Consider the following 26,498-nt stretch of genomic DNA (forward strand, 5'->3'; position numbering starts at 1 on the left):
AACCGCAACGCGTTTTTTATTAGAAACGGAAAATGAATACTTTCCTTAATACTCATTGCTATTACTCTTAAATCATTTCATTGCGTTACATTTGCTACCGAGCTACCCGAGCGGGTCGTAGCTAAGAACACAGTATATTAAGTCGTCAATAGAAAGAAGTATTGGAGGGTTGTTGTTAACATTAAAACTGCGTGAAAAGCTGTTAACACCCATCACGCTTTACAGCGCAAAAAGGCTGGTGATTAAAAAATCACCAGCCGTCAGCCTAAATAAACTAGGCTGCGTTCTTGAAGTTAAACTTATTTAAGTTCAACAGAAGCGCCTGCTTCTTCAAGAGCTTTCTTCAGAGTTTCAGCTTCGTCTTTGCTTGCGCCTTCTTTGATAGTCGCTGGAGCTGATTCTACCATGTCTTTAGCTTCTTTCAGGCCAAGACCAGTTGCGCCACGAACTGCTTTGATGACTGCAACTTTGTTGCCGCCAATACCAGTCAGAACAACATCAAACTCAGTTTTTTCTTCAGCAGCTTCAGCAGCAGCACCTGGTGCAGCAGCAACAGCAGCAGCAGCAGAAACGCCGAATTTTTCTTCCATCATAGTAATCAGTTCAACAACGTCCATTACAGACATTTCTGCAACTGCATCAAGGATTTGGTCTTTAGTGATAGACATAACAAGTGTTCCTAAAATTCAGAAATAGTTTATACGTTAAAAAGCAACGAAGGAAAGGGCTTATGCAGCTTCTTTCTGATCGCGCAGAGCAGCCAGAGTACGAACCAGTTTGCCGGCAGCGGCTTCTTTCATGGTTGCCATCAGGCGTGCGATTGCTTCTTCGTAAGTTGGGAGAGTTGCCAGACGATCGATATCTTTCGCTTGGATTAACTCACCTTCAAAGGCCGCAGCTTTAATCTCAAATGCTGGATTCGCTTTCGCGAACTCTTTGAACAGACGAGCAGCAGCGCCCGGATGTTCGTTAGAGAAAGCAATTAAGGTTGGACCAACAAACGCGTCTTTCAGTACATCATAAGAAGTACCTTCAACAGCACGGCGGATCAGTGTATTACGAACAACACGGATATAAACGCCAGCTTCGCGACCTGCTTTACGCAGTTCAGTCATTTTTGCTACAGTTACGCCGCGTGAATCAGCAACAACTGCAGAAAGCGCGCCTTTGGCTACTTCGCTGACTTCAGCAACAATCGCTTGTTTGTCTTGAAGATTTAGTGCCATTAGCTTCTTGCTCCTGGATTAACCGGGAAACCCCCGGGACTCACATCACTCAGACACAACATGTGTTTGAGCGCTAAAACACGGTGAGCAGAATCCAGAATAAAATTCTAGGTATCTCTGTCACCGTCTACGCAGGCAAATTAAGTAGCTATTAATAACTAATAAACTACACCTGCGGTCTTGGACGGGGTCTGGAAAGGCCAGACTCCATACCGAAATTCGTGGTTTGTTGAGCATATTTCTATACCCAACAAACTCAAGGCGTCAAATTCTATACAAAATTGACGCAAAGGTAAAGCCTAATTACCAATTAGCCAAAGCTATGGAAATTAAACTGTCGCTGATAAACCAGCTTGGTCAACAGCAACACCTGCACCCATCGTCGTAGACAGGCTAACTTTCTTGATGAAAACACCTTTAGCTGAAGCTGGTTTTGCTTTTTTCAGAGCAACCAACAGAGCTTCTAAGTTTTCTTTCAGTTTGTCAGCATCGAAATCAACTTTACCGATAGTGGTGTGGATGATTCCGTTTTTGTCATTACGGTAACGAACCTGACCTGCTTTAGCATTGTTAACTGCTTCAGCAACGTTTGGTGTTACAGTACCAACTTTCGGGTTTGGCATCAGACCACGTGGGCCTAAAACTTGACCTAATTGGCCAACAACGCGCATTGCATCTGGAGATGCGATAACAACGTCGAAGTCCATTTCACCAGCTTTGATTTTATCAGCCAGATCTTCCATACCAACCAGTTCAGCACCTGCAGCTTTAGCAGCTTCAGCGTTTGCGCCCTGTGCAAATACAGCAACGCGAACTGAACGGCCAGTACCGTGTGGCAGTACAGTAGCACCGCGAACGTTTTGGTCAGATTTACGAGCATCGATGCCCAAGTTGATAGCTACGTCAACGCTTTCTACGAATTTAGCAGTTGCTAATTCTTTCAGCAGTGCAACGGCTTCGTTGATGTCGTACTGTTTAGTTGCATCAACTTTCTCACGGATATTGCGCATGCGCTTAGTCAGTTTAGCCATTGTCTTAGTCCTCCACTACCAGGCCCATGGAACGAGCAGTACCTTCGATTGAACGCATCATTGCGTCAATATCAGCACCAGTCATGTCCGCAGCTTTAGTTTCAGCGATTTCGCGAATCTGAGCAGAGGTCACTTTACCAACTTTGTCTTTGTTAGGCTTGCCTGAACCAGACTTAACGCCAGCTGCTTTTTTCAGCAGAACTGCTGCAGGTGGAGTTTTGGTAACGAAAGTGAAAGAACGGTCTGCATAAACAGTAATAACAACAGGAATTGGTAAACCTTTTTCTAGGCTGTCTGTTTTTGCGTTGAACGCTTTACAGAATTCCATGATGTTAACACCTTGTTGACCCAGAGCTGGACCAACTGGTGGACTTGGGTTCGCCATACCAGCTGCAACTTGCAGCTTAACGTAGGCTTGAACTTTCTTAGCCATGATATTTCCTCTAGATGGGTGATAGCGCCTTACGATTTGTAAGGCTCCCCGTTACATTAAACATGCCCCGCCCTATATTAAGCCAGTTAAGAGGCTAAATTGGCAAAGCATAAAAACAAAAGGCGCGAAATTGTAGTCAAATTTCACGCCTTTTGCAAGTCAGTTTTGTCGTTTAGATTAGGCTTTTTCGACTTGGCCAAAATCCAATTCGACTGGAGTTGCACGACCAAAGATAGAAACAGAGACTTTTAAGCGGCTCTTTTCATAATCGATTTCTTCAACAACACCGTTAAAGTCAGCAAATGGACCTTCACTAACGCGAACCATTTCACCAGGTTCAAACAGTGTTTTCGGACGTGGCTTATCACCAACTTGTTGTAAGCGGTTCATGATCGCATCAACTTCTTTATCGCTAATAGGTGCAGGTCGATCTGACGTTCCACCAATGAACCCCATTACACGTGGTACACTACGTACTAAGTGCCAAGAGTCATCGTTCATGACCATTTGGACTAAGACATAGCCTGGGAAGAATTTACGTTCACTCTTACGGCGCTGACCGCTACGGATTTCAACAACCTCTTCTGTTGGAACCATAACTTCGCCAAAAGAATCTTCCATAGCATGTAATTTGATATGTTCACGTAAAGACTGTGCTACGCGACCTTCAAAACCAGAGAATGCCTGAATGACATACCAGCGCTTTTTAGGTGAATCGGACATTTAGAATAACCTCAGGCTTGTAATAAATGAAACTAAACGCACCAGGATACCATCTAATCCCCACAGTATTAATGACATAACCGCCGTTACTGCGGCAACAATCAATGTAGTTTGTAATGTTTCCTGGCGAGTAGGCCAAATGACTTTTCTCATCTCAATGCGAGCTTCGCGCGCAAACGCCAGTGTTGCTTTACCTTTTGCAGTCCATAAAGCGACAGCACCCGCAATAGCGACAACAGCCACGACCGCAAAAGCACGCAGGGCGAGATTATATTGACGGAAGTAATAGTTGCCGACAATAGCAATTATTAATAGGGCACAGACAATTACCCATTTGAAGATGTCTGCACTGCGTCCACTTCCTTGAGCTTCGCTATTCGCACTCATAATTCAACCTGTTACCATGAAGTATGTACAAAGCCAGCTTGTTTACAAAGGTAAAACAAGCAAGCCAAACCAATAGAATATGCCAACATATCCCCCAAATACTACCAACTCAACCTGTAGCACCTGATAAGGATATCAATAACATCACCTGCGAGTTAAAGGCGATTAGCCTTGTTTAATGGAGTTAAATTAGCGCTATTGGTTCTGCAAATACGACTAAATGCAGTCACATTCTATTTCGCAAGTACTATTTGTTGGCCAGTACTATCCATTTCACAAGTGCTATCCATTCCGCAGGAATTTCAGCATGCTCAGCAAATTTTTCAACCACACCAATAGGAAAATAACCTTCTTTTTTGTGGCAGCGGTAAAATATACCATATCTTCTGAGCAAAACCTTAATAAATCTCATATAACTGCGTAAAGTAAACAACGCAGTTACCAATTTATTGTTTCAAATCGTTGTTTCAGAGCCTATCTCACCAATAATTATATAAACGATTGATGAGATAGGTTCTTAATTTTGCAACGTATAAAAAGGACGTCTAATAGACGCCCTTTTTTACTAAAGTAGTTCTTTCTTATTCAGAAAGAGCGGTATTATGCAATGATTTTTGCAACAACACCCGCACCTACAGTACGGCCACCTTCACGGATTGCGAAACGTAAACCGTCGTCCATCGCGATTGGGTGGATCAGGGTAACGATCATGTTGATGTTATCACCTGGCATTACCATTTCTACGCCTTCTGGCAGTTCGATAGTACCTGTTACGTCAGTTGTACGGAAGTAGAACTGTGGACGGTAACCTTTGAAGAATGGAGTGTGACGACCACCTTCATCTTTGCTCAGAATATAAACTTCTGATTCGAACTGAGTATGTGGCTTGATTGAACCTGGTTTAGCCAATACTTGACCACGTTGAATTTCTTCACGTTTTGTACCACGTAACAGAACACCAACGTTCTCACCTGCACGACCTTCGTCAAGCAGTTTACGGAACATTTCAACACCAGTACAGGTAGTTTTTACAGTGTCTTGGATACCAACGATTTCAACTTCTTCACCAACTTTGATTATACCACGCTCAACACGGCCTGTTACTACTGTACCACGACCTGAGATTGAGAATACGTCTTCGATTGGCAGCAGGAATGGCTTGTCAATTGCACGCTCTGGCTCTGGGATGTAAGAATCCAAGTGCTCTGCTAATTCAACAATTTTCGCTTCCCACTCTGGGTTGCCTTCCAGCGCTTTCAGAGCTGAACCACGAACAACTGGAGTATCGTCGCCTGGGAAATCGTATTGAGACAGAAGTTCACGAACTTCCATTTCAACTAATTCTAACAGCTCTTCGTCGTCTACCATGTCACATTTGTTCAGGAAAACGATGATGTATGGAACACCAACCTGACGACCTAACAGGATGTGCTCACGAGTTTGTGGCATTGGGCCATCTGTCGCAGCAACAACCAGGATTGCACCGTCCATCTGAGCAGCACCAGTGATCATGTTTTTAACATAGTCGGCGTGTCCTGGGCAGTCTACGTGTGCGTAGTGGCGAGTTGGAGTATCGTACTCTACGTGAGAAGTAGAGATGGTGATACCACGCGCTTTTTCTTCTGGTGCGTTATCGATTTGATCGAATGCACGCGCTGCGCCGCCGTAAGTTTTAGCCAGAACAGTAGTGATAGCTGCTGTCAGAGTAGTTTTACCATGGTCAACGTGGCCGATAGTACCAACGTTAACGTGCGGTTTTGAACGTTCAAATTTTTCTTTAGACACGACTCTATTCCTTATGGAGTTCCCTCTTCACTATAAAGAAGGAACTTAAATTAAAGTAGTTAATCGATAAAAAACCGATTATTTAGCGTTACGAGCTTCGATAACAGCTTGTGCAACGTTGTTTGGTGCTTCATTGTACTTCAGGAACTCCATAGAGTATGAAGCACGACCTTGTGTCTGAGAACGCAGGTCAGTAGCATAACCGAACATTTCCGACAATGGTACTTGTGCACGAACGACTTTACCAGTAGGTAGGTCATCCATACCTTCAATCATACCACGACGACGGTTCAGGTCACCAATAACATCACCCATGTAGTCTTCTGGTGTTTCCACTTCGACTTTCATGATTGGCTCAAGCAGAACTGGTTTAGCTTTTTTGAAGCCATCTTTAAACGCGATTGATGCCGCAAGTTTAAACGCCAATTCAGAGGAGTCAACATCATGGTAAGAACCGAAATGTAGACGAACACCCATGTTAACCACAGGATAACCCGCTAATGGGCCAGATTTCAGCTGCTCTTGAATACCTTTGTCAACCGCAGGGATGTATTCAGTAGGAATTACACCACCTTTGATTTCGTTGACAAATTCGTAGTCCATTGGAGCACCGTCTTTATCGTTTTTGTCCAGTGGGAACATATCGATAACGACATGACCATACTGACCACGACCACCAGACTGTTTAGCGTGTTTACCTTCGATATCAGTCACTTTAGCAGTGATTGCTTCGCGGTAAGCTACTTGAGGTTTACCAACGTTCGCTTCAACTTTAAATTCGCGACGCATACGGTCAACCAGAACGTCCAAGTGCAATTCACCCATACCAGCGATGATAGTCTGATTCGTCTCTTCATCACTTGATACGCGGAAAGATGGATCTTCTTGCGCCAAACGGCCCAATGCGATACCCATTTTTTCTTGGTCAGCTTTAGTTTTTGGTTCGATTGCAACAGAGATTACTGGCTCTGGGAATTCCATACGCTCTAGGATGATTGGTGCATCAATCGCACATAAAGTATCACCTGTAGTAACGTCTTTCAGACCGATAGCTGCCGCGATGTCACCAGCGCGAACTTCTTTAATCTCTTCACGTTTATTAGCGTGCATCTGTACGATACGGCCAAAACGCTCTTTTTTCGCTTTAACTGCGTTCAGTACTGTGTCACCTGAGTTAACAACACCAGAGTAAACACGGAAGAACGTCAAGTTACCCACGAATGGGTCAGTTGCAATTTTAAATGCTAATGATGAGAATGGCTCATCATCACTTGCGTGACGCTCAGCTGGAGTGTCTTTACCGTCGTCCAGAATACCATTGATCGCAGGTACATCTGTTGGCGCAGGTAAGTAATCGATAACTGCATCCAGCATCGCCTGAACACCTTTGTTCTTAAATGCAGAACCACAGGTAACCAGGATAATTTCACTTGCAAGAACACGTTGACGTAATGCAGCTTTAATTTCTGCTTCAGTCAGTTCTTCACCGCCCAGATATTTCTCCATCAGTTCTTCTGATGCTTCTGCTGCGGTTTCGATTAGGTTGTTGTGCCACTCTTCAGCTGCTTCTTGCATGTTCGCAGGGATATCTTCGTATTCGAAGGTAACGCCTTGGTCTTCATCGCTCCACTTGATTGCTTTCATTTTCAGCAAGTCAATAACACCAGTGAACGACTCTTCTGCGCCGACTGGTAATTGCAGTGGAACTGCGTTAGCTGCTAAACGTGTTTTTAATTGCTCAACAACACGTAAGAAGTTCGCACCCATACGGTCCATTTTGTTAACGAACGCAATACGTGGAACTTTATATTTGTTAGCCTGACGCCATACAGTTTCAGACTGTGGCTGAACACCACCAACCGCACAGTAAACCATTACTGCGCCATCAAGAACACGCATAGAACGTTCTACTTCGATGGTGAAGTCAACGTGTCCTGGGGTGTCGATGATGTTAACACGGTGTGGCTCATACTGTTTTGCCATACCAGACCAGAATGCAGTAGTCGCAGCAGATGTGATAGTAATACCACGCTCTTGCTCCTGCTCCATCCAGTCCATTGTTGCAGAACCTTCGTGAGTCTCACCAATTTTATGGTTTACACCAGTATAGAACAGAATACGTTCAGAAGTTGTGGTTTTACCGGCGTCGATGTGTGCACTGATACCGATATTACGATAACGTGCTATGGGCGTTTGACGGGCCATTTTTTCCTCTCTCGTGGGCGTTCATTTCTTCATATAAAGGGTAGCAAAGGCTACCCTGAGATACAGCACTAAGGTCGATAAAAAATTACCAACGGTAGTGTGCGAACGCCTTGTTAGCTTCTGCCATACGGTGAACGTCTTCACGTTTCTTAACAGCGGAACCTTTGTTCTCAGCAGCATCTGATAATTCGTTTGCCAGGCGCAGAGCCATAGATTTATCACCGCGTTTACGAGCAGCATCAACGATCCAACGCATTGCCAGGGCATTACGACGAACCGGGCGAACTTCAACTGGAACTTGGTAAGTTGAACCACCAACACGGCGGGATTTAACTTCCACAGTCGGACGCACGTTATCCAGTGCTAATTCGAATGCATCAAGTTCAGTTTTACCAGAACGCTGAGCAAGGGTCTCAAGTGCGTTATATACGATTGCTTCAGCAGTAGATTTTTTCCCGTCTACCATCAGGATATTTACAAATTTGGCCAGTAATTCTGATCCGAACTTAGGATCTGGAAGAATTTTACGTTGACCTATTACGCGACGACGTGGCATGGATATGACTCCGTTGTTAATTCAGGTTTGTCCAAAACTCTACGAGTTTATTTTGACATTAAGATTAAAAATGTTTGGCCTTACTTAACGGATATCCATTAAGCCTTAGGCTTTTTAGCGCCGTACTTAGAACGTGCTTGTTTGCGGTCTTTAACACCAGAACAGTCCAGTGCTCCGCGAACGGTGTGATAACGCACACCTGGCAAGTCTTTAACACGACCACCACGGATAAGAATTACGGAGTGTTCCTGCAAGTTGTGGCCTTCACCACCAATGTAGGAAGAAACTTCATAACCATTAGTTAAACGAACACGGCATACTTTACGTAATGCTGAGTTTGGTTTTTTAGGAGTAGTAGTATATACACGTGTACATACACCACGTTTTTGCGGGCAAGCTTCCAGCGCTGGAACGTTGCTTTTCACAACTTTCGAGCTACGGGATTTGCGTACCAGCTGATTAATAGTTGCCATTATTAAAAAAGCTCCTGGTTTTTTTGCTTCGTAAACACGGATTTCGACCTCGTTCGCCAACATGACGATACACGAGGACGCGAAATTTTATTGCTGACTGGCTCAGGTGTCAAGAAATATACAACTTTTAGTGCCTTTATATGGCAAAATGTTGTTTTTGGACTTCTGTTAGCTTCACAAAACCTTGATAAGTGATTACAGAAACTGCGTTTGAGAGGGAATTTTGTAACCCCCGCGCGTTGATGTCTACATCCAATGCATACAACTGAGCCCCTGTTTTTTGCAATGCATCAAGGTAAGGCGACTGCTGTACCGCGACAACCACGCCATCTTGCATCAGTAAAACTACGTCTTTATCAGTAATTAAACGTAACACTGCCGAAAAATCACAACTAAACGGAGATGTTGCTAATGTATACAGCATAGAAAAGATCCTATCATAGATCAAAAACCACACAAAAGATTAAAATCTAAGCACCACATCGCATTCCGCAATTTTCTTGCGAATCTCTTCAACGCCAAGGATCTTAGGCGGGACTACCCATTCATGATGTTCATCCAACCCTCTTTCTTGCATAGAAGCGCGGCAAAGATAAATATTTTCAATATCATACAGCGGTAAAATTTTAAACGTAGCGATGTAATCTCGGGTCAGAACTTTGCTAGGTTGTTGTTTTGCAAGAAGCTGAAAAATACCATCAGAAATAAAAAATACATTAATGTCTTCTGTCAGCGCTGAAGTCGCCAATAAGGCATCTAACCCTTCTCGGCCACTTGCATTTCCATGAGGCATAGTTGTAAAGACAAAGGCAATTTTTTTCACACAATACCTTAGTGTTGGGCTGTTCTTAGAATTGGACTGTTCTGTCTGTGGTCATCATAGCCTCAGCTAAGCTCCCTAAGCCGCTCATGATGAAGCCATTTGCAAGATTAGCGACGGGCAGCGTTAAATTTTGCGCTTGTTCTTGGTCAACGATACCCCGTCGTAATGCGGCAGAAACACAAATGTGCATTTCACACCCTGATTGCTCTGCCAGTTCCTGCCATGCTGCAACTAAATTAAATTCATCCGTTGCAGGCGAGGTCAACAAATTAGCATTGGTCACCCCTTCCCGATAAAAAAATAGGGTTTTCAATTGGTGCCCTTCTGCAAGAAGGGCTTTCGCAAATTGGAACGCACTTGTGGCTTGTTGCGTTCCATAAGCCGGACCAGTAACTAATAAACAGTAACTTAATGAATTTACGTGACTCATTCACCGCTCTTGAATTGACGAATATATAAATAAACTGTGTGTTTAGAAATATTCAGGCGATCAGCAACTTGGTTTATCGCGTCTTTGATATCGAAAATCCCTTTTTCATAAAGGTTAAGTACTACCTGCTTGTTTTTCGCATTATTCGAAACATTACGGTCATTACCGACTTCTTCGATAGTATATTCCAGTGTTTGTGCAACAAGATCGTCAACAGAAGATGCAAAGTTAACATCTGAAGTGACTTCTTGTTTTGTTTCTGGAACAAACGATTGAATAATTTCAGAGAATGGCACATCCAAGTTCATATTAATACATAGCAAGCCAATAACACGCTGCTTACGATTACGGATAGCAATCGTCACTGATTTCATTAAATCGCCACTTTTGGCTTTCGTAAAATAAGCCTTGGAAGCGTTGGATTCTTCATCTGCCATATCATGCAACATGCGCAGTGCGAGATCCGTTATCGGCGAGCCAATTTTACGACCAGTGTGTTGCCCATTCGCTATTCTCACTGCTGAACAGTTTAGGTCTTCCAAAGAATGAAGAACAATTTCGCAGTGCCCACCAATTAACATTGCTAAGCCATCAACCGCCGCTTCATATGATTTTAAGATTTCGTGGTCGGTCTCAGTAAACGGCTGGTTATCCAGTATATTGATATCGCTGAGGTCGTGTGACTGTAAAGAATCTGACATTTTCAACATCATCCTTCTAAATGTAAAAATTCATCCCGTTGACTAATAAGGCATTCATTATTCGACTAATTTACCTTAATTATACGACTTGTAATCAACAATTATGATGATAAAAAATAAAATAGAGTCTTGTGAAGTTAAAACTCCAAGACGTTGCCGTCAAGCGAATGAATGCAAGACAGTCTGTTTTATCACAAGTTTTAAACAATTTGAGAATTTTTTTACAGAAAATTCATCAAGGTTAGTCTCTTTCGTCACCACCATGGTGTGACGTATCGACAACTTACTCATTAACCGGGAGTACCTCGACTTAGCAAGATCTATAACAGAGTAAATTTAGTTTTTTCGTTATTCATATAAATGGGACTATTCGCGATAGTGATTTATTATTAATAATATATGTAAAACCAACTCATAATTATTAATTAAATAATAAAGGTATAATTATTTACAATTTTACTTAGCTGAAATAACATCAAAAACTCACCATTATAATTAAAAAGCAATTTCACTAAAAAATTTTATTAATTCGTAAGGTTTCTTATGCCAAAATACAAATCTATAGTTCTAACTATTTACTTTCTAATAGTTTCATTCAATGAAATATATGACTTATTACTGTTAATCACCGGCATTGTAACAGTGTACATCGATGAACTGACTATCTATTCAATAGCCTTTACTTTACTAATTATGGTAATGCGCTCACTGTTACTTACCTCTGTTCTAAATTATTCATTACATATCAAATCCATAATTAAACGTATTTTTATGTTAGCTATTTCATTAGTATTAATCGTTGATGCGATTAACCTTTTTGTTTTTTATTTATCAGATATTGACATTTCATATTTTACGCCTTTCCATATCATTAGAAACTCACCTAAAACATTTATATTTTTAACCGTATTATCTACTGTATTTTCTTTATTTTTAAATAAGGAGCTTTCATGGCAGGAAACAAAGATATCTTATAGATGCTAATGAGTCGCCATAGAGATAATTAAAATGCTTTATACAAAAAAAACCCAAGACCTGACGCCTTGGGCTCTTGAAACAAACTTTATTTGCGCTTATTTAGCCGCTGGTTTGATATCTAATAATTCAACATCAAAGACTAAAGTTGAGTTTGCAGGGATACCCGGAACGCCGTTTTCGCCATACGCTAAATCAGCAGGGATCACTAACTGCATTTTACCGCCTTTTTTCAGGTTAACTAGACCTTCAGTCCAGCCTTTAATGACTGAGTTTAAAGGAATAGTCAGTGGCTCATTACGTGTGTATGAGCTGTCAAATTCAGTACCATCAATCAGAGAACCTTTGTAGTGAACAACAACGGTTTCGTCTGCTTTAGGTTTTGCACCTGTACCTTCTTTTTCAATTTTGTACAGTAAGCCAGACTTAGTTTTTACTACGCCTTTTTCTTTCGCATATTTTTCGCGGTACTCAGCACCTTTTTTCTCATTGCTTGCTGATTCTTCTTTCATTTTTTTGTCGGCAGCTTCTTTGACTTGCCCTTCAAATTGACGCAGTGTTTCTTCAACCTCTGCATCCGTCATTTTGCTTTTGCCATTGAAAGCATCTTGAACACCCGCCAGTAATTGAGCGTTATCCAAGTTAATACCAATGGTTTTTTGTTCTTCTAAAGAATTCTGCATGTAGCGGCCTAATGAAGCACCTAATGCATACGCATTACGCTCTTCTGCGTTTTTGAATGCGCTGCTTTGTGCTTTGGCTTCCGCTGCCATCACCTGTGGAGCAGCGAAAGTAAATGCTAGCGTGGTTGCTAAAAGGCTTGCCTTAAACAGTGATTTCATCCTAATCTCCGATAACTTTTATTCGAGTATGTTCGAATAGCGAACTATTCGTTTTTATGTTTATTGATAATCAACTTTTAACTTTAGAAACTGATTACCAATTAGTATAGAAAAAAATAAGAATTTCTTAGACTACATTAACAAAAAGAGGTTTCATCGCCTACATCTTTAACTAAAACTTATCTATGGATTTGTAATGTTCGGTTATTATGATGGTTTAATTATGACAAATACATCTAAGGAGAGTCGAAGATGGGCTCATCTGATACATTAGAACAACGTTTAGAACTTTTAGAAAGCAAAGTCGCCTTTCAAGAATTGGCGATTGAACAACTCAACCAGGTTATCACCGACCAACAAATGCAACTTAACCGTATGCAAGAGCATTTACGCATTGTGACGGAAAGGCTGAAATCTTCGCAAGATAGCCATTTAGCAAGGCCAGAAGAAGAAACACCCCCTCCTCATTATTAATGAGGCCACAAAAAAGGAAGCTTTCGCTTCCTTCTAATACTTAGCTATTGCTAGTTATTAATGGCAACCGCAGCCGCCTTGTTTGTGACCATGGCCTTCGCCGCCGCCACAACAACCGCCTTCTGAGCCGTGGCTATGACCGCCACCGCCACAGCAACCACCTTCGTGGTCGTGGTCATGGTCGTGACCGCCTGCACCATGAACGTGCCCATGTGCAATTTCTTCTTCTGTTGCTTCACGAATAGCCATGACTTCAACATTAAATTTCAAGTTTTGGCCTGCTAACATGTGGTTACCATCAACGATAACTTCATCACCTTCAATACCGGTGATTTCAACAGGAACTGGGCCCATGTCAGTGTCAGCTAAGAAACGCATACCCACTTCTAGCTCATCAACGCCCATGAATACATCTTTAGGAACGCGTTGAACTAAGTTGTCATCGTATTGACCATATGCATCGTCTGAAGCAACTTCAACATCAAAGTTTTCACCGACAGCACGGCCTTCTAATGCTTTTTCTAGACCTGAAATTAAAGACCCACGGCCATGCAAATAGTCCATTGGCGCGCTTGCTGGGGACTCATCAACTAAAACACCGTCTTCTGTTCTTACTTGATAAGCCAAGCTGACCACCAAGTCTTTTGCTACTTTCATGACATCTCCTACTACCCATATGGGGAAAATTTTTCTGCCAATTGTACCGAAAAACTATAGTGATGTATTGAGAATTGACAAAATTCTCTCATTCAGGTGTAAAAATCCCTATAACTTGCTCTTTTTCCCTAATATGCCCAGTTGTTTCATCCCCAGCTTGACGCTGCTGATCGCCACAATTGACACATTCAACTACATCAATTTTATCTTCACGCCACATCATTAACGTGTCTTGTGACTTACATTTAGGGCAAATTGCACCTGCAATAAACCGTTTACGTGTTGACGACATGTTGGTTTCCTTTATTCATCTTTATTCCAGCCATGTGGCTGGCGATGCTCTCTAAGCATTTCTTTTTCAAACAGCTCATTTAACTCGCGCCTTGCCTCTTTGACACGAGAAACTTGGCCGCTATCCCCTTCATTTTCAGGAATAATCTCTCTAAGCACACGCATATCTAGACGGCGGAAATGTTGTTTAGCTCGGTATGCTTTATGTGGATGCATACCGGTACTAATTAATGCCTTACTCCCCAATTCTAATGCGCTAGAGAAGGTTTCTCGACTAAAGTCAGTGACACCACTTTGCAATAATTCGTGTGCCTCTACACGGCCTTTCGCGCGTGCGATGATATGTAAATTAGGGAAATTCTCTTGGCATAAATGTACAATTTCCATAACTTCTTCGGGCACATCACTAGTGATCACAATTGCCTTCGCTTTTTCTGCTCCCGCTGAGCGCAATAATTGTAGCTCACGCGCATCCCCATAATAAACAGTATAGCCATAGCGCCGCATTGTACCTATCGCTGTAACATCCTGTTCAAGTACGGTAATTTTGACTTTATTGGCCATTAATAGGCGGCCTACCACTTGCCCCATACGACCAAAACCAACCAAAATAACATGAGGGTCGTTATCTTCGACAAATGGTTTTTCACTTGACGTTGGTTGCCGATTATAACGGTAGTTCAGATAAGCATCTATCAACTGCATCACAAGTGGTGTTGTCATCATAGAAAGGGTGACGACCACCAATAAGAGGTCCATTTGGCGCTCGTCAATCACACTTGCACCAGATGCGGTTGCGTAAATGACAAAAGCAAATTCCCCGCCTTGACTTAAAACACCAGAAAATTGTGCTCTAGCACCATTCCTAAGCCTTGCTGCATGGCTCAGGCCATAAAGGACAAGGGCTTTTACCGCGACAAGAATGACCACAGCAACCAAAACTTGTGGTAAATACGCCCAGAGTATTTGTAAATTTAGTGACATCCCAACTGAGATAAAAAATAACCCCAGCAATAGCCCTTTGAATGGCTCAATATTAATTTCGAGTTCATGGCGAAATTCTGTTTCTGCTAGCATCACACCTGCCATAAACGTCCCTAATGCCATAGAGAACCCAAGGCTTTCCATTATTAATGCAGACCCTAACACTACCAATAGTGCTGCAGCTGTAAAAATTTCATGTACGCCTGATTTCGCCGCTAATTTAAACATTGGGCGTAACAAGTAACGCCCCACCCCCATAAACCGGCAAATGCGATAACTTTTAAGCCAATCTTTTGCCAATCACTTGTGGCTGAATCCCCAGCTAATAAGGGGATCAATGCCATAATGGGGATCACCGCCATATCTTGGAATAACAACACAGAAAAACCAAGCTGCCCGCTTTCTTTGTTGGACATGCCTTTTTCATTCATGAGTTGCAAAGCCATAGCGGTTGAAGACATTGCCATCCCCAGCCCACCAACCACAGCAGCTTGCCAAGAAAACTTCGCTAAAAATAACAGTGATGCCATTATTGCCGCAGTAACAACCACCTGCACGGTTCCTACACCAAAAATAGAGCGCCTAAGTTCCCACAGTTTAGATGGTTTTAACTCTAAACCAATTAAGAACATTAGGAATACCACCCCCATTTCAGAGAAATGTAAAATGTCATCGACGTTATGAATAAAGCCCAAAACAAATGGCCCAATCATAATCCCCGCGAGTAAATACCCAAGCACCGCCCCTAAACGGATTTTTTGTGCAATAGGTACCATCACCACACCGGCACATAAAAAAATAATGACAGATTCAAATAGCCCCAATTCTGACATTAGGAGAGCCCTCCCGCGCTTAGCGGTTGTTGTATCCATTGACGGTAGTCATCAATCAGCTGTTGAAACCGCTCAGTGGGCTGCCGACGTGCTGCATAAATAATGATAGGTTCCAACCATTGCATATCACACATCAATGCAGTCAATTCAAATGGTCGAAGTATTTCGTTAAGTGGGTAATGATTATAGCCGTCATGTTGATATGCATGAATGGGTTCGCCTGTCGTGATCACAGAACGCCAGTATTTCCCTTTCAGTTTTTGATAGCCCATCTCCGTTGCAAAACGGCGCGTTAAAACACGGTCAAACCATTCTTTCAACAACGCAGGGCAACTATAATTATAGAGAGGGTGTTGAAAAACAATGATATCGTGCTGGCACAGTAATTCTTGTTCCGCAGTTACATCAATAAAATAATCAGGATAGGTTGCGTATAAATCATGGACTGTCACATGTTCAAAACCACACACCACACTAAGCAATGCCTTGTTAGCAATAGACTCATCAGGGTCTGGGTGAGCGTAGATCACCAGTACTTTAGGTGTATTTGACATCTTTCCCTCCTCAAAGGCGTGTCAGACGGAACATTTTCCGTTACCATGCAGCCTGCTATACTCGTCATACTTCACGTTGCTGTGTTGTTGACTACGCGCATTCGCACTAGTCACCTACTTAAATAGGCTCCTAGCGACTCATTTGCTTGTCGCCTAACAGCACCGTGAATTATTTAGAGTATATACGTTGATAATTTAACATATTTTTAATAGACGGTTGCTATGATTGTTTTCTCTTCACTCCAAATTCGCCGAGGTGTTCGTGTCCTACTGGATAACGCCACTGCGACGATTAACCCTGGCCAAAAAGTTGGTTTAGTGGGTAAAAACGGCTGCGGTAAATCGACCCTTCTAGCACTATTAAAAGGCGAATTACAAGCTGAAGCAGGTTCTGCAACCTTCCCAAGTAATTGGTCCATGGCGTGGGTCAACCAAGAAACCCCTGCCCTTGATGTCCCTGCCCTTGAGTATGTGATTGACGGTGACCGTGAGTTCCGTGCTCTAGAACAAAAGCTACAACAAGCCAATGAAAAAAATGATGGCCATGCCATTGCGGTTATCCATGGGCAACTCGATGCAATTGATGCATGGACAATCCGTTCTCGCGCATCCAGCTTGCTACACGGCTTAGGCTTTAGCCAAGCGCAATTAGACTCACCAGTGAAATCTTTTTCTGGTGGGTGGCGTATGCGTTTGAACCTCGCTCAGGCTCTACTTTGCCGTTCTGACCTATTACTACTCGATGAACCAACTAACCACCTTGATTTAGATGCGGTTATTTGGTTAGAAAAGTGGCTTAAAGGATACCAAGGTACATTAATTTTAATTTCCCATGATAGGGATTTCCTTGATCCAATTATTGATAAAGTCCTGCATATAGAACAAGAAAGCCTGTTCGAATACACGGGCAACTATTCTTCTTTTGAGCGCCAACGTGCAACTAAATTAGCACAACAACAAGCGTTGTATGAAAGCCAACAAGCAAAAGCCGCTCATTTACAAAGCTATATTGACCGTTTTAGAGTGCAAGCGACAAAGGCCAAGCAAGCGCAAAGCCGTATTAAGATGTTAGAAAAAATGGAAATGGTGGCGCCCGCTCATGTGGATAACCCGTTCCATTTTTCATTCCGCAAACCTGAAAGCTTACCTAACCCATTATTAAAGATGGAAAAAGTCAGTGCGGGTTATGGCGAAAAAGTCATTTTGCAATCGATAAAATTGAATTTAGTGCCCGGTTCACGTATTGGTTTATTAGGCCGTAATGGTGCTGGTAAATCCACCTTAATTAAAATGCTAGCTGGCGATTTACCACCATTACAAGGGGAGATCTCCCTCGCTAAAGGTATTAAGTTAGGTTACTTTGCTCAGCATCAATTAGAGTATCTGCATCCTGAAGAATCGCCCTTGCAGCATCTAGCTCGTTTGGCTCCTGAGCAAACTGAGCAGCAGTTACGCGACTATTTAGGCGGTTTTGGCTTTAAGGGTGACCAAGTGACAGACCCTAGTGGCCGTTTCTCTGGCGGTGAAAAAGCACGCTTAGTCTTAGCGTTGATTGTTTGGCAGCGCCCGAATCTGTTGTTACTCGATGAACCAACCAACCACTTGGATTTAGACATGCGCCAAGCGTTGACAGAAGCCTTAATGGCATTTGAAGGGGCTTTAGTGGTGGTTTCCCATGATAGGCATTTATTGCGCTCAACTACCGATGAGCTGTATTTAGTTCACGGCGGCGCGGTCGAGCAATTTGATGGTGATTTAGAAGATTACCAACAATGGCTTGCCGAGCAAAACAAGCTGGAACTACAGCAAGTCCGAGATCAACAAGAAAAAGATAAGCCTGCGGCAACTTCAACAGTCACCGCCCAAGATAGAAAAGACCAAAAGCGCCGCGAAGCAGAGTTCCGTCAACTGACTCAGCCAATCCGTAAAAAAATCACGGAATTGGAAAAGCAGATGGATAAACATTCCAACGCCCTAAGTGAGCTAGAGGCAAAACTTTCTGATGCAGCTATCTATGAACAAGATAAAAAAGCCGATTTGGCAGAATGTTTGAAAAAGCAGACTGAGCACAAATCAGCACTTGAAGACGTTGAAATGGAATGGATGGAGCTGCAAGAACAGTTAGAAACCATGACCAGTGAGTTTGAAATAAATTAGTTATAAAACATCACAATTCCTTAAAATCACGAAAAGCTATCTTTGATAGCTTTTCGTTTTTATCATAGTTGAATCTTATCCTTTCACACACATCACATAATACTGCCCATCGATAATTTCAGTCCCTTCGGTTTCGTGTTCAAAACCGGGGAACTCACTGTCCCACGCTTGCAAGCTATGCAAGTAACCGATATGTGGACTATTTTTATCACCGAAGCTTTCACCTGATAACAACATTGGGATACCCGGTGGATACGGAATTATTGAGTTAGCAGCAATGCGCCCTGCCAGTTTATCAAGGGGCACCGCTTCAACACGGTTAGCGACAATCTCTTGGTACGCATCCCTTGGGCTCATCATTACTTCAGGCAGTTGCTCATAAGCTTGGTTCAGTTGCCCTCCGGGGTTATTTTTTTGCAGATAAGTGAACATTTTATCACCTAAGTCACGTAACCCCATATGACCATAAATCTCAGGAGCGGTTTCCACCACTTCCGGTAATACCTTCTTCAGCCCAGTATTATTGTCATAGTGGCGTTTAAAAGACAGCAGCGCATTGACCAAAGTCCCCCACTTCCCTTTGGTGATCCCCATAGAAAACAAGAACATAATCTGGAAGTCAGTGGTGCGGGTCGGCACAATACCATAATGATTTAGCCACGCGGTCACTAGTGCCGCGGGTACACCTGTACCCAGCAGTTTGCCATCCTCCCCCATTCCCGGTGACAAAATACTGACTTTAATTGGGTCAAGCATCGCCCAGTTTTCAGGGATATCCTTAAAACCGTGCCATTTATCTTCAGGATTCATTACCCAGCAGCTTTGCTCTTTCATCAACAATTCAACAGGGGCTTCTTCGAAGGCATAACCTTTACCTGTTGCAGGGTCTTTCACCATTTCCTGATTCCATGGTTTAAAGAACCATTCATCATCGTTAAGAAACTCTTTATACAAGTAACCTAATGATTGGCGAAAATCGATAGCTTCACGAATAACTTCATCTGTCAAAGAACGCCCACTATTACCATCCATCATATCTGCTGCGATATCATTCGAGGCACAAATCGCATACAGCGGTGAGGTGGTGGCATGCATATGATAAGCCTGATTAAAGCGATTGAAATCAATAGCATTACGGCCATTTCGGATATGAATAAATGAGGCTTGGGAAAGCGCGTTAAGTAATTTATGAGTGGAGTGTGTAGCAAAGATGGTCGGTTCATCGCCATTTCGTGGTTCATCCCGCATGGCAAAATGGCCATGATAAATTGGGTTAAAACGTGCATAACCGTACCATGCCTCATCGAAATGGATTCTATCTAAGGATTTATCGAGTAAATCTTGCACCTTACGTGCATGGTAGCAAACACCGTCATAGGTGCAATTGGTTACCACGCTATAAGCTGGGCGTTTGCCGATTTTATCCGATGTTAGTGGATTTTGAGCGATTTTTTCAGTGATCGCTTCCGGCGTCATCTCTGTCGGGTAAATTGGCCCAATAATTCCGTAGCGGTTACGACTCGGGGTCATGTATACGGGCTTAGCTCCGGTAAGGATCAGCCCTTGTTCGATAGATTTATGGCAATTTCGATCGATTACCACCACATCTTCATCAGTCATACAGGCTTGCATAATGGTTCGATTGGAGCCCGAGGTTCCCACAACCACGGAATAAGACTGGTCAGCCCCGAAAATACGCGCTGCATTTTTTTCGCACTCACCAAAAGCACCGGTATGATCCAGTAATGAGCCTACTGCGACGCGTTCAATACCAATATCAGTACGAAATAAATTTTCACCAAAAAAATCATGATAAATGCGGCCCGCAGGGGTTTTGGTAAAACCAACGCCACCTTGGTGACCCGGTGCTGCCCACGAGTATTCATGTACATCGCTATATTTAATTAAGCTTTTCATCAGTGGCGGCAATAATTGCGCACGATAACGAATAATAGCGGCGAGGACGCGCCCTGCGATAAAATCAGCTGAATCTTCTAAAATCCATGCAAACTCATCGACTTGTTCCATCATTTTTCGGTCAAATGCCGTTAAAGCTTCTTCGCGATCACTCAATAAAAAAACGGGGACATCTTCTTGGCGGCGATGAAGTTGAGTAATTAATTGATGTGCTTGTGTTTGTTCTTGTTTGTCGGACATATCACGCCCATATAACAAACAATCAATGCTGGTATTCGAGCGAATGTATGCCATTCCATCTTCAAAATCGCGGATAATCACGGTCTCTACGTGTTCATCATTAAGCTCACTAGCAAGCCTTGCTACGGCATGGCTGATAACGGAATCTTCGTCGGTTAACTCAGTATAAACAATGAGTGCTCTCATCAATAATTCCTCTTAAACTAGTTAAAATTAAAATACTTATATCGTTAGTCTTAACGTAAATAAGGATTTTTTGCAAAGTTATCGATGAGCCCGTTCTTCCTTTTCAACGCTATTCATCTAATTTATTAATAACAACTCTTGCATTCATTACTAGCGATTTTGCTTTGGCTTCTCGCCTTTGTAATAGCGCCATAAAGATTAAATCGGTCAGCGTATTCTGAGCGGTTCTCGATGAAATAGAAGAACTACGCCATTCATCTTCTTCTGCGACACTTTCAAGAATGTAATCAGAAATTTGTGCAAGAGGTGAATGTCGGTCCCGGGTAATGGCAACCACACAGGCTCCTTGTTTACGTGCAATATTAGCCGCTGTTAGCATGTCTTTGCGTTTACCTGTAAAAGAGATAACTATCTGTATGTCATTGGCATTAAGTGTTAAAGCGGCGGCAATTTGCACATGATGGTCGGATTCGACGAGTGTCGTAATACCTATTTTTTGTAACTTGTAGCTCAAGTCCTTTGCCGTCAGCCCTGACCCACCAATGCCAACAATTTGTACTCGCTGAGATTGGTCTATTCGTTCGACAATTTTTTCAAATTGCTTGAAATCAATTAATTTTGTTGTTTCCGTGATGGAATGGTTCTTTTCCATCGCTAATTTTTGAGCTACCACCATCAAGTTATCATTCGGTGCAATACGGTTATGCAAAGCCACGTGAGGGGCACTTTCATTAAGCTGTTGACGCCCAATAATCTCACTTAATGCCAATTTTAGCGCTGGGTAGCCTTTTACCCCAACTTTTTGACTAAACTTAACAATAGCTGATTGGCTCACATCTAAGATTTCTGCCAATTGTTGAGAAGATAAGTTCAGTACGTTTTCCGGATTTTCAATAATAAATTGTGCAATTTTACGTTGATTTTCGGCTAATCGCGGTAATGAATAAGTAATGATATCCAATAATGTCATGACAACCTCAGCTGATAATCGCTATATCAGGGTTCATAAAAATAAAACAATAATAAATTATTCCTCTTTTAATTCTCTGATGAATCAAAAATAATAACTATAATTCAATCGCATACAATTTAAAGCCATTAAAAAAATAACAAAATATTCTTTTATATTCGCAAGTTAGAATAGATAACACCGTGATTCCAATCACACCATTGGAATAAATAATTCCTTAATATTAATCCAATTATGGATTTAGGAGCAATTTTTTATGGCTATCGATTTAAGCAAAATGGTAACGGAAAGCCGCAATGCGGCGAGTACGCATATTGACCAACTACCGACCTTGCAAATGCTGCAAGTGATTAACAACGAAGACAAACAAGTCCCTTTGGCAGTCGAGAAAGTTCTTCCTGAAATTGCACAATTGGTTGATAAGGTCGCAGACGCATTTCTAAACGGCGGGCGGTTAATTTACTCGGGAGCAGGAACATCAGGGCGTTTAGGAATACTTGATGCCAGCGAGTGCCCACCAACGTACGGTACCCCCCATGAGCAAGTCGTTGGGCTTATTGCAGGCGGCCACCAAGCGATTTTCCGTGCCGTTGAAAATGCAGAAGATAAACCCGAATTAGGTGAGCAAGACCTGAAAAATATTCAATTTAATGAAAAAGATATACTCGTTGGCATTGCTGCGAGTGGGCGTACCCCATATGTGTTAGGTGCGTTAGCCTATGCAAACAAGATTGGTGCAACCACAGCTGCCATCAGCTGTAACCCAAATAGCCCTATCGCTAATGCAGCAGATATCGCTATCACCCCTGTTGTGGGCGCAGAAGTGGTCACAGGCTCTTCACGCATGAAAGCGGGAACCGCTCAGAAATTAGTGCTGAATATGATCACTACTGGCGCGATGATCCGAATTGGAAAAGTATTTGGTAATTTGATGGTCGATGTAGAAGCCACCAATGCCAAATTAATTGAAAGGCAAACGAAGATTGTCATGGAGGCAACAGACTGCGACCGAGCAACCGCAGAAACCGCGCTTCAACAATGTGATAGGCACTGTAAAACGGCCATTTTGATGGTGTTAACCGGCCTGAATGCCGATGATGCACGTCAACTACTCTCGGACAATCATGGTTTTATTCGTACAGCACTCAATATGGCACCTTCCGCCTAATTCGCGGATTTTAATGAGATAAATGGTATGGCTAAAATAACAATAGAAATGATGCAGCAGATCCTGCAACAGGTTGGGGGTCGTCGCAATATTAAATTAGCGGGTAACTGTATGACCCGTTTACGACTCACACTCAATAATGATCAATTAGTCGATAAAGCCGCACTAAAACAAATCGCAGGTGTGCTTGGCGTTATCGAAAGTGATGAACAACTGCAAATTGTTCTGGGCCCCGGTAAAGCCCAAACTGCCGCGGACTTAATGAACCAAATGCTAGAAGATGCTGAAGATGATATCGACGAGTCTTCTCATCAGACCCAAGACCTTAACCAAATTGCTTCTGCTAATAAACAGCAGTTAAAAAAGAAACAAACTAGCGCAGTACACCGCTTTCTCTCAAAATTCGCCACCATATTTACCCCATTGATTCCAGGATTCATCGGAGCGGGTCTTTTGATGGGGATAGCCTCATTGCTTGGGTTGTTAGTCGCCAATGAAAACTTATTTCCACCGGACTCCCAACAGTTGGGCTGGTTAAAAAGTGCCATTGCCTATCTCGCGATATTCGGCAAAGGTTTATTTACCTTTATGGGACTATTAATTGGCTATAATGCCCAAAAAGCCTTTGGAGGTAGTGGCGTTAATGGTGCCATTATTGCCGCTTTATTTATTTTAGGTTACGACCCAGAAGCAACAAAAGGCTTTTATTCGGGGATGTCAAACTTCTTCGGCTGGCACATTGACCCTCGAGGCAACATCATTGGAATTTTAATTGCCTGTATTTTTGGGGCATGGGTTGAAAAACAAGTTCGCAAAATTATCCCATCCAGCCTTGATATTATTTTAACCTCAACCATAACTCTGTTAATTGTGGGCGCAGCAACCTTTATCTTTATCATGCCGATTGGTGTTTGGCTGTTTGATGGAATGTCTTGGTTATTCATGCACTTAAATGGCAATCCTATTGGAACAGCTATTTTGGCTGGGGTGTTCTTAATCGCCGTGATGTTTGGTGTTCATCAAGGGTTTATTCCTGTCTACGTTGCCCTCGTTGATGCACAAGGGTTTAACTCACTATTTCCGATATTGGCAATGGCGGGTGCTGGTCAAGTGGGTGCAGCCCTCGCCTTGTATGTGAAAGCGAAAAAAGGTTCAGTCACCCGTGGGCAAATTGGTGGCGCCCTGTTCCCCGGTTTCTTAGGGATCGGTGAGCCGCTGATTTATGGTGTCACACTCCCGCGCGTCAAACCGTTTGTCACCGCCTGTTTAGGTGGCGCAGCTGGTGGTTTCTTTATCGGGGCCGTCGCGTGGATGGGGTTACCTGTCGGTTTAAATACTGTGTTTGGGCCATCTGGGTTAATTGCCATTCCATTAATGACATCCGGTCAAGGTGTCCTTGCCGGGATGGCTGTGTACGCGGGGGGAGTATTGGTTTCCTATGTGTGCGGCTTCCTATTTACCTACCTGTTTGGTAGTAAAGGCGTAGATTTAAGTTAATCATGCCCTAAACAAAAAGCAGCTCTTAGGGCTGCTTTTTTCAATCAATAAAAAACGCTATTCCAACCAAATCAATGGGACACACAGCGCAGTTAGCAGCCCCATCGCTAAATTAAAGATAAACCAAGCTTGGCGACTACGTAAAAATAAGCTAATCAATGAGCCAAAGCCCATCCAAATCAAACCTGCCACTAAGTTGACGATTACAAATGCCACGCTCATGACTAAAATAGATTGGCTGAATAACTCACCAGGCAGGCTAAAGCCACCAACTGCCCCTAGCCCCATCATCCAAGCTTTAGGGTTTAGAAATTGTAATAAGCCCCCCTGATACCATGTTACGCTTTTCCCCACTTCGCTATCCGTCTTAATTGGTGCATAATTAGCTGTTGCTGTTTTCCATGCCAGCCAGAGAAGATACACACTGCCCACCACTTTTAAGGCAATATGAATCGCAGGATAGAGCAATAAAAGTGCAGCAATACCAAATGCTGAGAGGTAAAGTATCGATTGCATACCTAGCATAATACCTAAGCATAATGTAATCGCATGACGAAAACCGTAGTTTGCCGCACTTGATGTTAGCAACATATTATTAGGGCCGGGTGTGACTGCTGCAATGAATAGAAATGTAAAAAGAGAAAAGATCAGCCCCAGTGTCATTTATAATTTAATCCTCAAACCCAAATTTGTTTACTTGCATCACAAAAAAATAACAGTATGTTATGTGACTCACAAGAGCTCCTATTAAATAAAAATAAGGTTATGTCTGAAAACTTTCGTCCAATCAGTTGGGCTAAAAATCCACACCTCCAAACTCTACTGCCTAGGATTTTTCGTAGAACCCCGAAAATTAAACCTATTTGGCAGCGACTTGAATTGCCTGACGGTGATTTTATTGATCTCGCATGGAGTGAAAAACCTGAGCTTGCGGCTCATAAACCACGCTTAGTCATTTTTCATGGGTTAGAAGGTAATTTTAAGAGCCCTTACGCTCATGGAATGTTAGAAACAGCGGAAAAACACGGCTGGCTGGGCGTTGTCATGCACTTTCGTGGGTGTAGCGGCGAACCCAATCGCCAACAGCGTATTTATCATTCAGGTGAAACCGATGATGCTCGCTACTTCTTACGCTGGTTAAAACAAACTTTTGGTGATACGCCAACGGCTGCTGTGGGGTATTCCCTTGGTGGGAATATGTTGGCTTGTTACTTGGCTGAAAGTGGTCAAAATGCGGATTTAGATGCGGGAGTGGTTGTATCTGCCCCATTAATGTTAGAGGCTTGCTCCCTACGAATGGAAAAAGGCATTTCCCAGTTTTATCAGCGCTATTTATTAAATGGCTTAAAACGTAACGCAACTCGTAAACTCGTACGCTATCCTGGGTCATTACCACTGAATTTATTGCAGCTTAAGCAAGTTAAACGCATTCGTGATTTTGATGATGTTATCACTGCACGTATCCACGGTTTTGATGATGCCTCAGATTACTATCAGAAATGCAGTGCATTACCTAAATTGGCTCACATTACTAAACCAACATTAATTATTCACGCCAAAGATGATCCATTTATGGCTCCTGAGGTTGTTCCTGATTTATCTTTTCTTCCCCATAATGTGGAATATCAAATGACAGAACATGGCGGGCACGTTGGTTTTGTCAGCGGGACCTTTAGAAAACCGCAAATGTGGCTAGAAACTCGAATTCCACAATGGTTAACCCCTTATTTAAATAAGGAAAACCCATGATTATCCCTTGGCGTGAGTTATCTCCAGAAGCACTGGAAAGCCTCATCGAAAGCTATGTTTTACGAGAAGGAACTGACTATGGGGCACATGAGAAAAGCTTACAAGACAAAGTTAATGATGTGAAACGGCAGTTAGTTTCTGGCGAAATTGTGCTAGTCTGGTCTGAATTGCATGAGTCGGTTAATTTCATGCCTAAAACCCGCTAACCCGCTTTGTTCGCTATTTTGCCAT

28 protein-coding genes and 1 pseudogene are annotated in these 26,498 nt (G+C 42.6%); 6 read left to right on the forward strand and 23 right to left on the reverse strand.

Annotation, left to right across the window (positions count from 1 at the left end):
• Positions 1 to 299: 299 nt before the first annotated feature.
• The 16 genes from rplL to fkpA all read right to left on the reverse strand — a co-directional run bounded on the left by rplL (position 300) and on the right by fkpA (position 12,590).
• Entirely contained in the window at positions 300 to 668 is a 369-nt protein-coding gene (gene rplL, locus ACIPUA_RS02000; RefSeq protein ID WP_042849043.1) for a 50S ribosomal protein L7/L12, read from the reverse strand.
• A 60-nt stretch (positions 669 to 728) separates the two neighbouring features.
• Positions 729 to 1,226 carry a 50S ribosomal protein L10 gene (rplJ, locus tag ACIPUA_RS02005; protein ID WP_042849044.1) on the reverse strand — a complete coding sequence of 166 codons (498 nt, stop codon included), beginning with the start codon at positions 1,224 to 1,226 and terminating at the stop codon, positions 729 to 731.
• A gap of 329 nt (positions 1,227 to 1,555) precedes the next feature.
• Entirely contained in the window at positions 1,556 to 2,257 is a 702-nt protein-coding gene (gene rplA, locus ACIPUA_RS02010; protein WP_042849045.1) for a 50S ribosomal protein L1, read from the reverse strand.
• 4 nt (positions 2,258 to 2,261) lie between these two features.
• Positions 2,262 to 2,690, reverse strand: a complete 429-nt coding sequence (rplK, locus tag ACIPUA_RS02015; protein WP_042849046.1) for a 50S ribosomal protein L11 — start codon at positions 2,688 to 2,690, stop codon at positions 2,262 to 2,264.
• A gap of 177 nt (positions 2,691 to 2,867) precedes the next feature.
• Positions 2,868 to 3,413, reverse strand: a complete 546-nt coding sequence (gene nusG, locus ACIPUA_RS02020; protein ID WP_004264378.1) for a transcription termination/antitermination protein NusG — start codon at positions 3,411 to 3,413, stop codon at positions 2,868 to 2,870.
• Positions 3,414 to 3,800: a preprotein translocase subunit SecE gene (secE, locus tag ACIPUA_RS02025; RefSeq protein ID WP_042849047.1), complete on the reverse strand. Its 387-nt coding sequence runs from the start codon at positions 3,798 to 3,800 to the stop codon at positions 3,414 to 3,416.
• 247 nt (positions 3,801 to 4,047) lie between these two features.
• Positions 4,048 to 4,233 (reverse strand): hypothetical protein, encoded by a 186-nt coding sequence (locus ACIPUA_RS02030; protein ID WP_129467292.1) that lies wholly within the window; start codon positions 4,231 to 4,233, stop codon positions 4,048 to 4,050.
• 167 nt (positions 4,234 to 4,400) lie between these two features.
• Entirely contained in the window at positions 4,401 to 5,585 is a 1,185-nt protein-coding gene (gene tuf, locus ACIPUA_RS02035; protein ID WP_042847578.1) for an elongation factor Tu, read from the reverse strand.
• A gap of 78 nt (positions 5,586 to 5,663) precedes the next feature.
• The gene (fusA, locus tag ACIPUA_RS02040; protein ID WP_042847580.1) at positions 5,664 to 7,790 is read right to left on the reverse strand and encodes an elongation factor G; all 2,127 of its coding nucleotides are present in this window, start codon (positions 7,788 to 7,790) and stop codon (positions 5,664 to 5,666) included.
• Positions 7,791 to 7,875: 85 nt separating this feature from the next.
• On the reverse strand, positions 7,876 to 8,346 hold the full coding sequence (gene rpsG / locus ACIPUA_RS02045; RefSeq protein ID WP_004262486.1) for a 30S ribosomal protein S7: 471 nt from the start codon (positions 8,344 to 8,346) through the stop codon (positions 7,876 to 7,878).
• A gap of 98 nt (positions 8,347 to 8,444) precedes the next feature.
• Complete coding sequence (rpsL, locus tag ACIPUA_RS02050; protein ID WP_004923923.1) at positions 8,445 to 8,819, reverse strand: 30S ribosomal protein S12; 375 nt, start codon at positions 8,817 to 8,819, stop codon at positions 8,445 to 8,447.
• Between the two features lie 136 nt (positions 8,820 to 8,955).
• Positions 8,956 to 9,243, reverse strand: a complete 288-nt coding sequence (tusB, locus tag ACIPUA_RS02055) for a sulfurtransferase complex subunit TusB (protein WP_042847582.1) — start codon at positions 9,241 to 9,243, stop codon at positions 8,956 to 8,958.
• 39 nt (positions 9,244 to 9,282) lie between these two features.
• A complete protein-coding gene (gene tusC / locus ACIPUA_RS02060; protein WP_449059243.1) occupies positions 9,283 to 9,612 on the reverse strand; it encodes a sulfurtransferase complex subunit TusC in 330 nt (109 codons plus the stop codon).
• Positions 9,613 to 9,667: 55 nt separating this feature from the next.
• Positions 9,668 to 10,072, reverse strand: a complete 405-nt coding sequence (tusD, locus tag ACIPUA_RS02065; RefSeq protein ID WP_042847585.1) for a sulfurtransferase complex subunit TusD — start codon at positions 10,070 to 10,072, stop codon at positions 9,668 to 9,670.
• A complete protein-coding gene (locus ACIPUA_RS02070; protein WP_042847586.1) occupies positions 10,069 to 10,773 on the reverse strand; it encodes a helix-turn-helix transcriptional regulator in 705 nt (234 codons plus the stop codon). Before ACIPUA_RS02070 ends, tusD begins: the two co-directional genes overlap by 4 nt.
• Positions 10,774 to 11,846: 1,073 nt before the next feature.
• Entirely contained in the window at positions 11,847 to 12,590 is a 744-nt protein-coding gene (gene fkpA / locus ACIPUA_RS02075) for an FKBP-type peptidyl-prolyl cis-trans isomerase (protein ID WP_042847796.1), read from the reverse strand.
• A 252-nt stretch (positions 12,591 to 12,842) separates the two neighbouring features.
• On the opposite strand from fkpA, the gene ACIPUA_RS02080 reads away from it, so the two are divergent.
• Positions 12,843 to 13,064, forward strand: a complete 222-nt coding sequence (locus ACIPUA_RS02080) for a SlyX family protein (RefSeq protein WP_042847589.1) — start codon at positions 12,843 to 12,845, stop codon at positions 13,062 to 13,064.
• Positions 13,065 to 13,121: 57 nt separating this feature from the next.
• Here the strand turns inward: ACIPUA_RS02080 and slyD are convergent, their stop codons facing one another.
• From slyD to kefG, 4 genes and pseudogenes are all read right to left on the reverse strand, one after another.
• A complete protein-coding gene (gene slyD, locus ACIPUA_RS02085) occupies positions 13,122 to 13,721 on the reverse strand; it encodes a peptidylprolyl isomerase (protein WP_042847590.1) in 600 nt (199 codons plus the stop codon).
• 88 nt (positions 13,722 to 13,809) lie between these two features.
• A complete protein-coding gene (locus ACIPUA_RS02090; RefSeq protein WP_042847592.1) occupies positions 13,810 to 14,013 on the reverse strand; it encodes a YheV family putative zinc ribbon protein in 204 nt (67 codons plus the stop codon).
• 11 nt (positions 14,014 to 14,024) lie between these two features.
• Positions 14,025 to 15,829: pseudogene (gene kefB, locus ACIPUA_RS02095) on the reverse strand (glutathione-regulated potassium-efflux system protein KefB).
• Entirely contained in the window at positions 15,829 to 16,383 is a 555-nt protein-coding gene (gene kefG, locus ACIPUA_RS02100; RefSeq protein ID WP_449059229.1) for a glutathione-regulated potassium-efflux system ancillary protein KefG, read from the reverse strand. The pseudogene kefB and the gene kefG overlap by 1 nt, the downstream one beginning before the upstream one ends.
• A 222-nt stretch (positions 16,384 to 16,605) precedes the next feature.
• Here kefG and ACIPUA_RS02105 point away from each other — a divergent pair, with 222 nt between their 5' ends.
• On the forward strand, positions 16,606 to 18,540 hold the full coding sequence (locus tag ACIPUA_RS02105; protein ID WP_042847598.1) for an ABC transporter ATP-binding protein: 1,935 nt from the start codon (positions 16,606 to 16,608) through the stop codon (positions 18,538 to 18,540).
• A gap of 75 nt (positions 18,541 to 18,615) precedes the next feature.
• Here ACIPUA_RS02105 and adiA read toward each other — a convergent pair whose 3' ends face one another.
• A complete protein-coding gene (gene adiA / locus ACIPUA_RS02110) occupies positions 18,616 to 20,883 on the reverse strand; it encodes an arginine decarboxylase (RefSeq protein WP_048605411.1) in 2,268 nt (755 codons plus the stop codon).
• A 109-nt stretch (positions 20,884 to 20,992) separates the two neighbouring features.
• Positions 20,993 to 21,853: a MurR/RpiR family transcriptional regulator gene (locus tag ACIPUA_RS02115; RefSeq protein WP_042847601.1), complete on the reverse strand. Its 861-nt coding sequence runs from the start codon at positions 21,851 to 21,853 to the stop codon at positions 20,993 to 20,995.
• A 256-nt stretch (positions 21,854 to 22,109) separates the two neighbouring features.
• Between ACIPUA_RS02115 and murQ the strand changes: the two genes are divergently transcribed.
• Together murQ and murP are read left to right on the forward strand one after the other, a co-directional pair.
• The gene (murQ, locus tag ACIPUA_RS02120; protein ID WP_042847603.1) at positions 22,110 to 23,021 is read left to right on the forward strand and encodes an N-acetylmuramic acid 6-phosphate etherase; all 912 of its coding nucleotides are present in this window, start codon (positions 22,110 to 22,112) and stop codon (positions 23,019 to 23,021) included.
• Positions 23,022 to 23,048: 27 nt separating this feature from the next.
• Positions 23,049 to 24,518: a PTS N-acetylmuramic acid transporter subunit IIBC gene (murP, locus tag ACIPUA_RS02125; protein ID WP_042847605.1), complete on the forward strand. Its 1,470-nt coding sequence runs from the start codon at positions 23,049 to 23,051 to the stop codon at positions 24,516 to 24,518.
• 57 nt (positions 24,519 to 24,575) lie between these two features.
• Here the strand turns inward: murP and ACIPUA_RS02130 are convergent, their stop codons facing one another.
• Entirely contained in the window at positions 24,576 to 25,181 is a 606-nt protein-coding gene (locus tag ACIPUA_RS02130; RefSeq protein ID WP_048605414.1) for a LysE family translocator, read from the reverse strand.
• A 102-nt stretch (positions 25,182 to 25,283) separates the two neighbouring features.
• Between ACIPUA_RS02130 and ACIPUA_RS02135 the strand changes: the two genes are divergently transcribed.
• Both ACIPUA_RS02135 and ACIPUA_RS02140 read left to right on the forward strand, forming a co-directional pair.
• Positions 25,284 to 26,267 (forward strand): hydrolase, encoded by a 984-nt coding sequence (locus ACIPUA_RS02135; protein ID WP_272692801.1) that lies wholly within the window; start codon positions 25,284 to 25,286, stop codon positions 26,265 to 26,267.
• Complete coding sequence (locus ACIPUA_RS02140; protein ID WP_034783253.1) at positions 26,264 to 26,473, forward strand: YheU family protein; 210 nt, start codon at positions 26,264 to 26,266, stop codon at positions 26,471 to 26,473. Before ACIPUA_RS02135 ends, ACIPUA_RS02140 begins: the two co-directional genes overlap by 4 nt.
• The last annotated feature ends 25 nt before the right edge of the window (positions 26,474 to 26,498 follow it).

It is taken from the genome of Providencia sp. AGC89, from assembly GCF_053543535.1.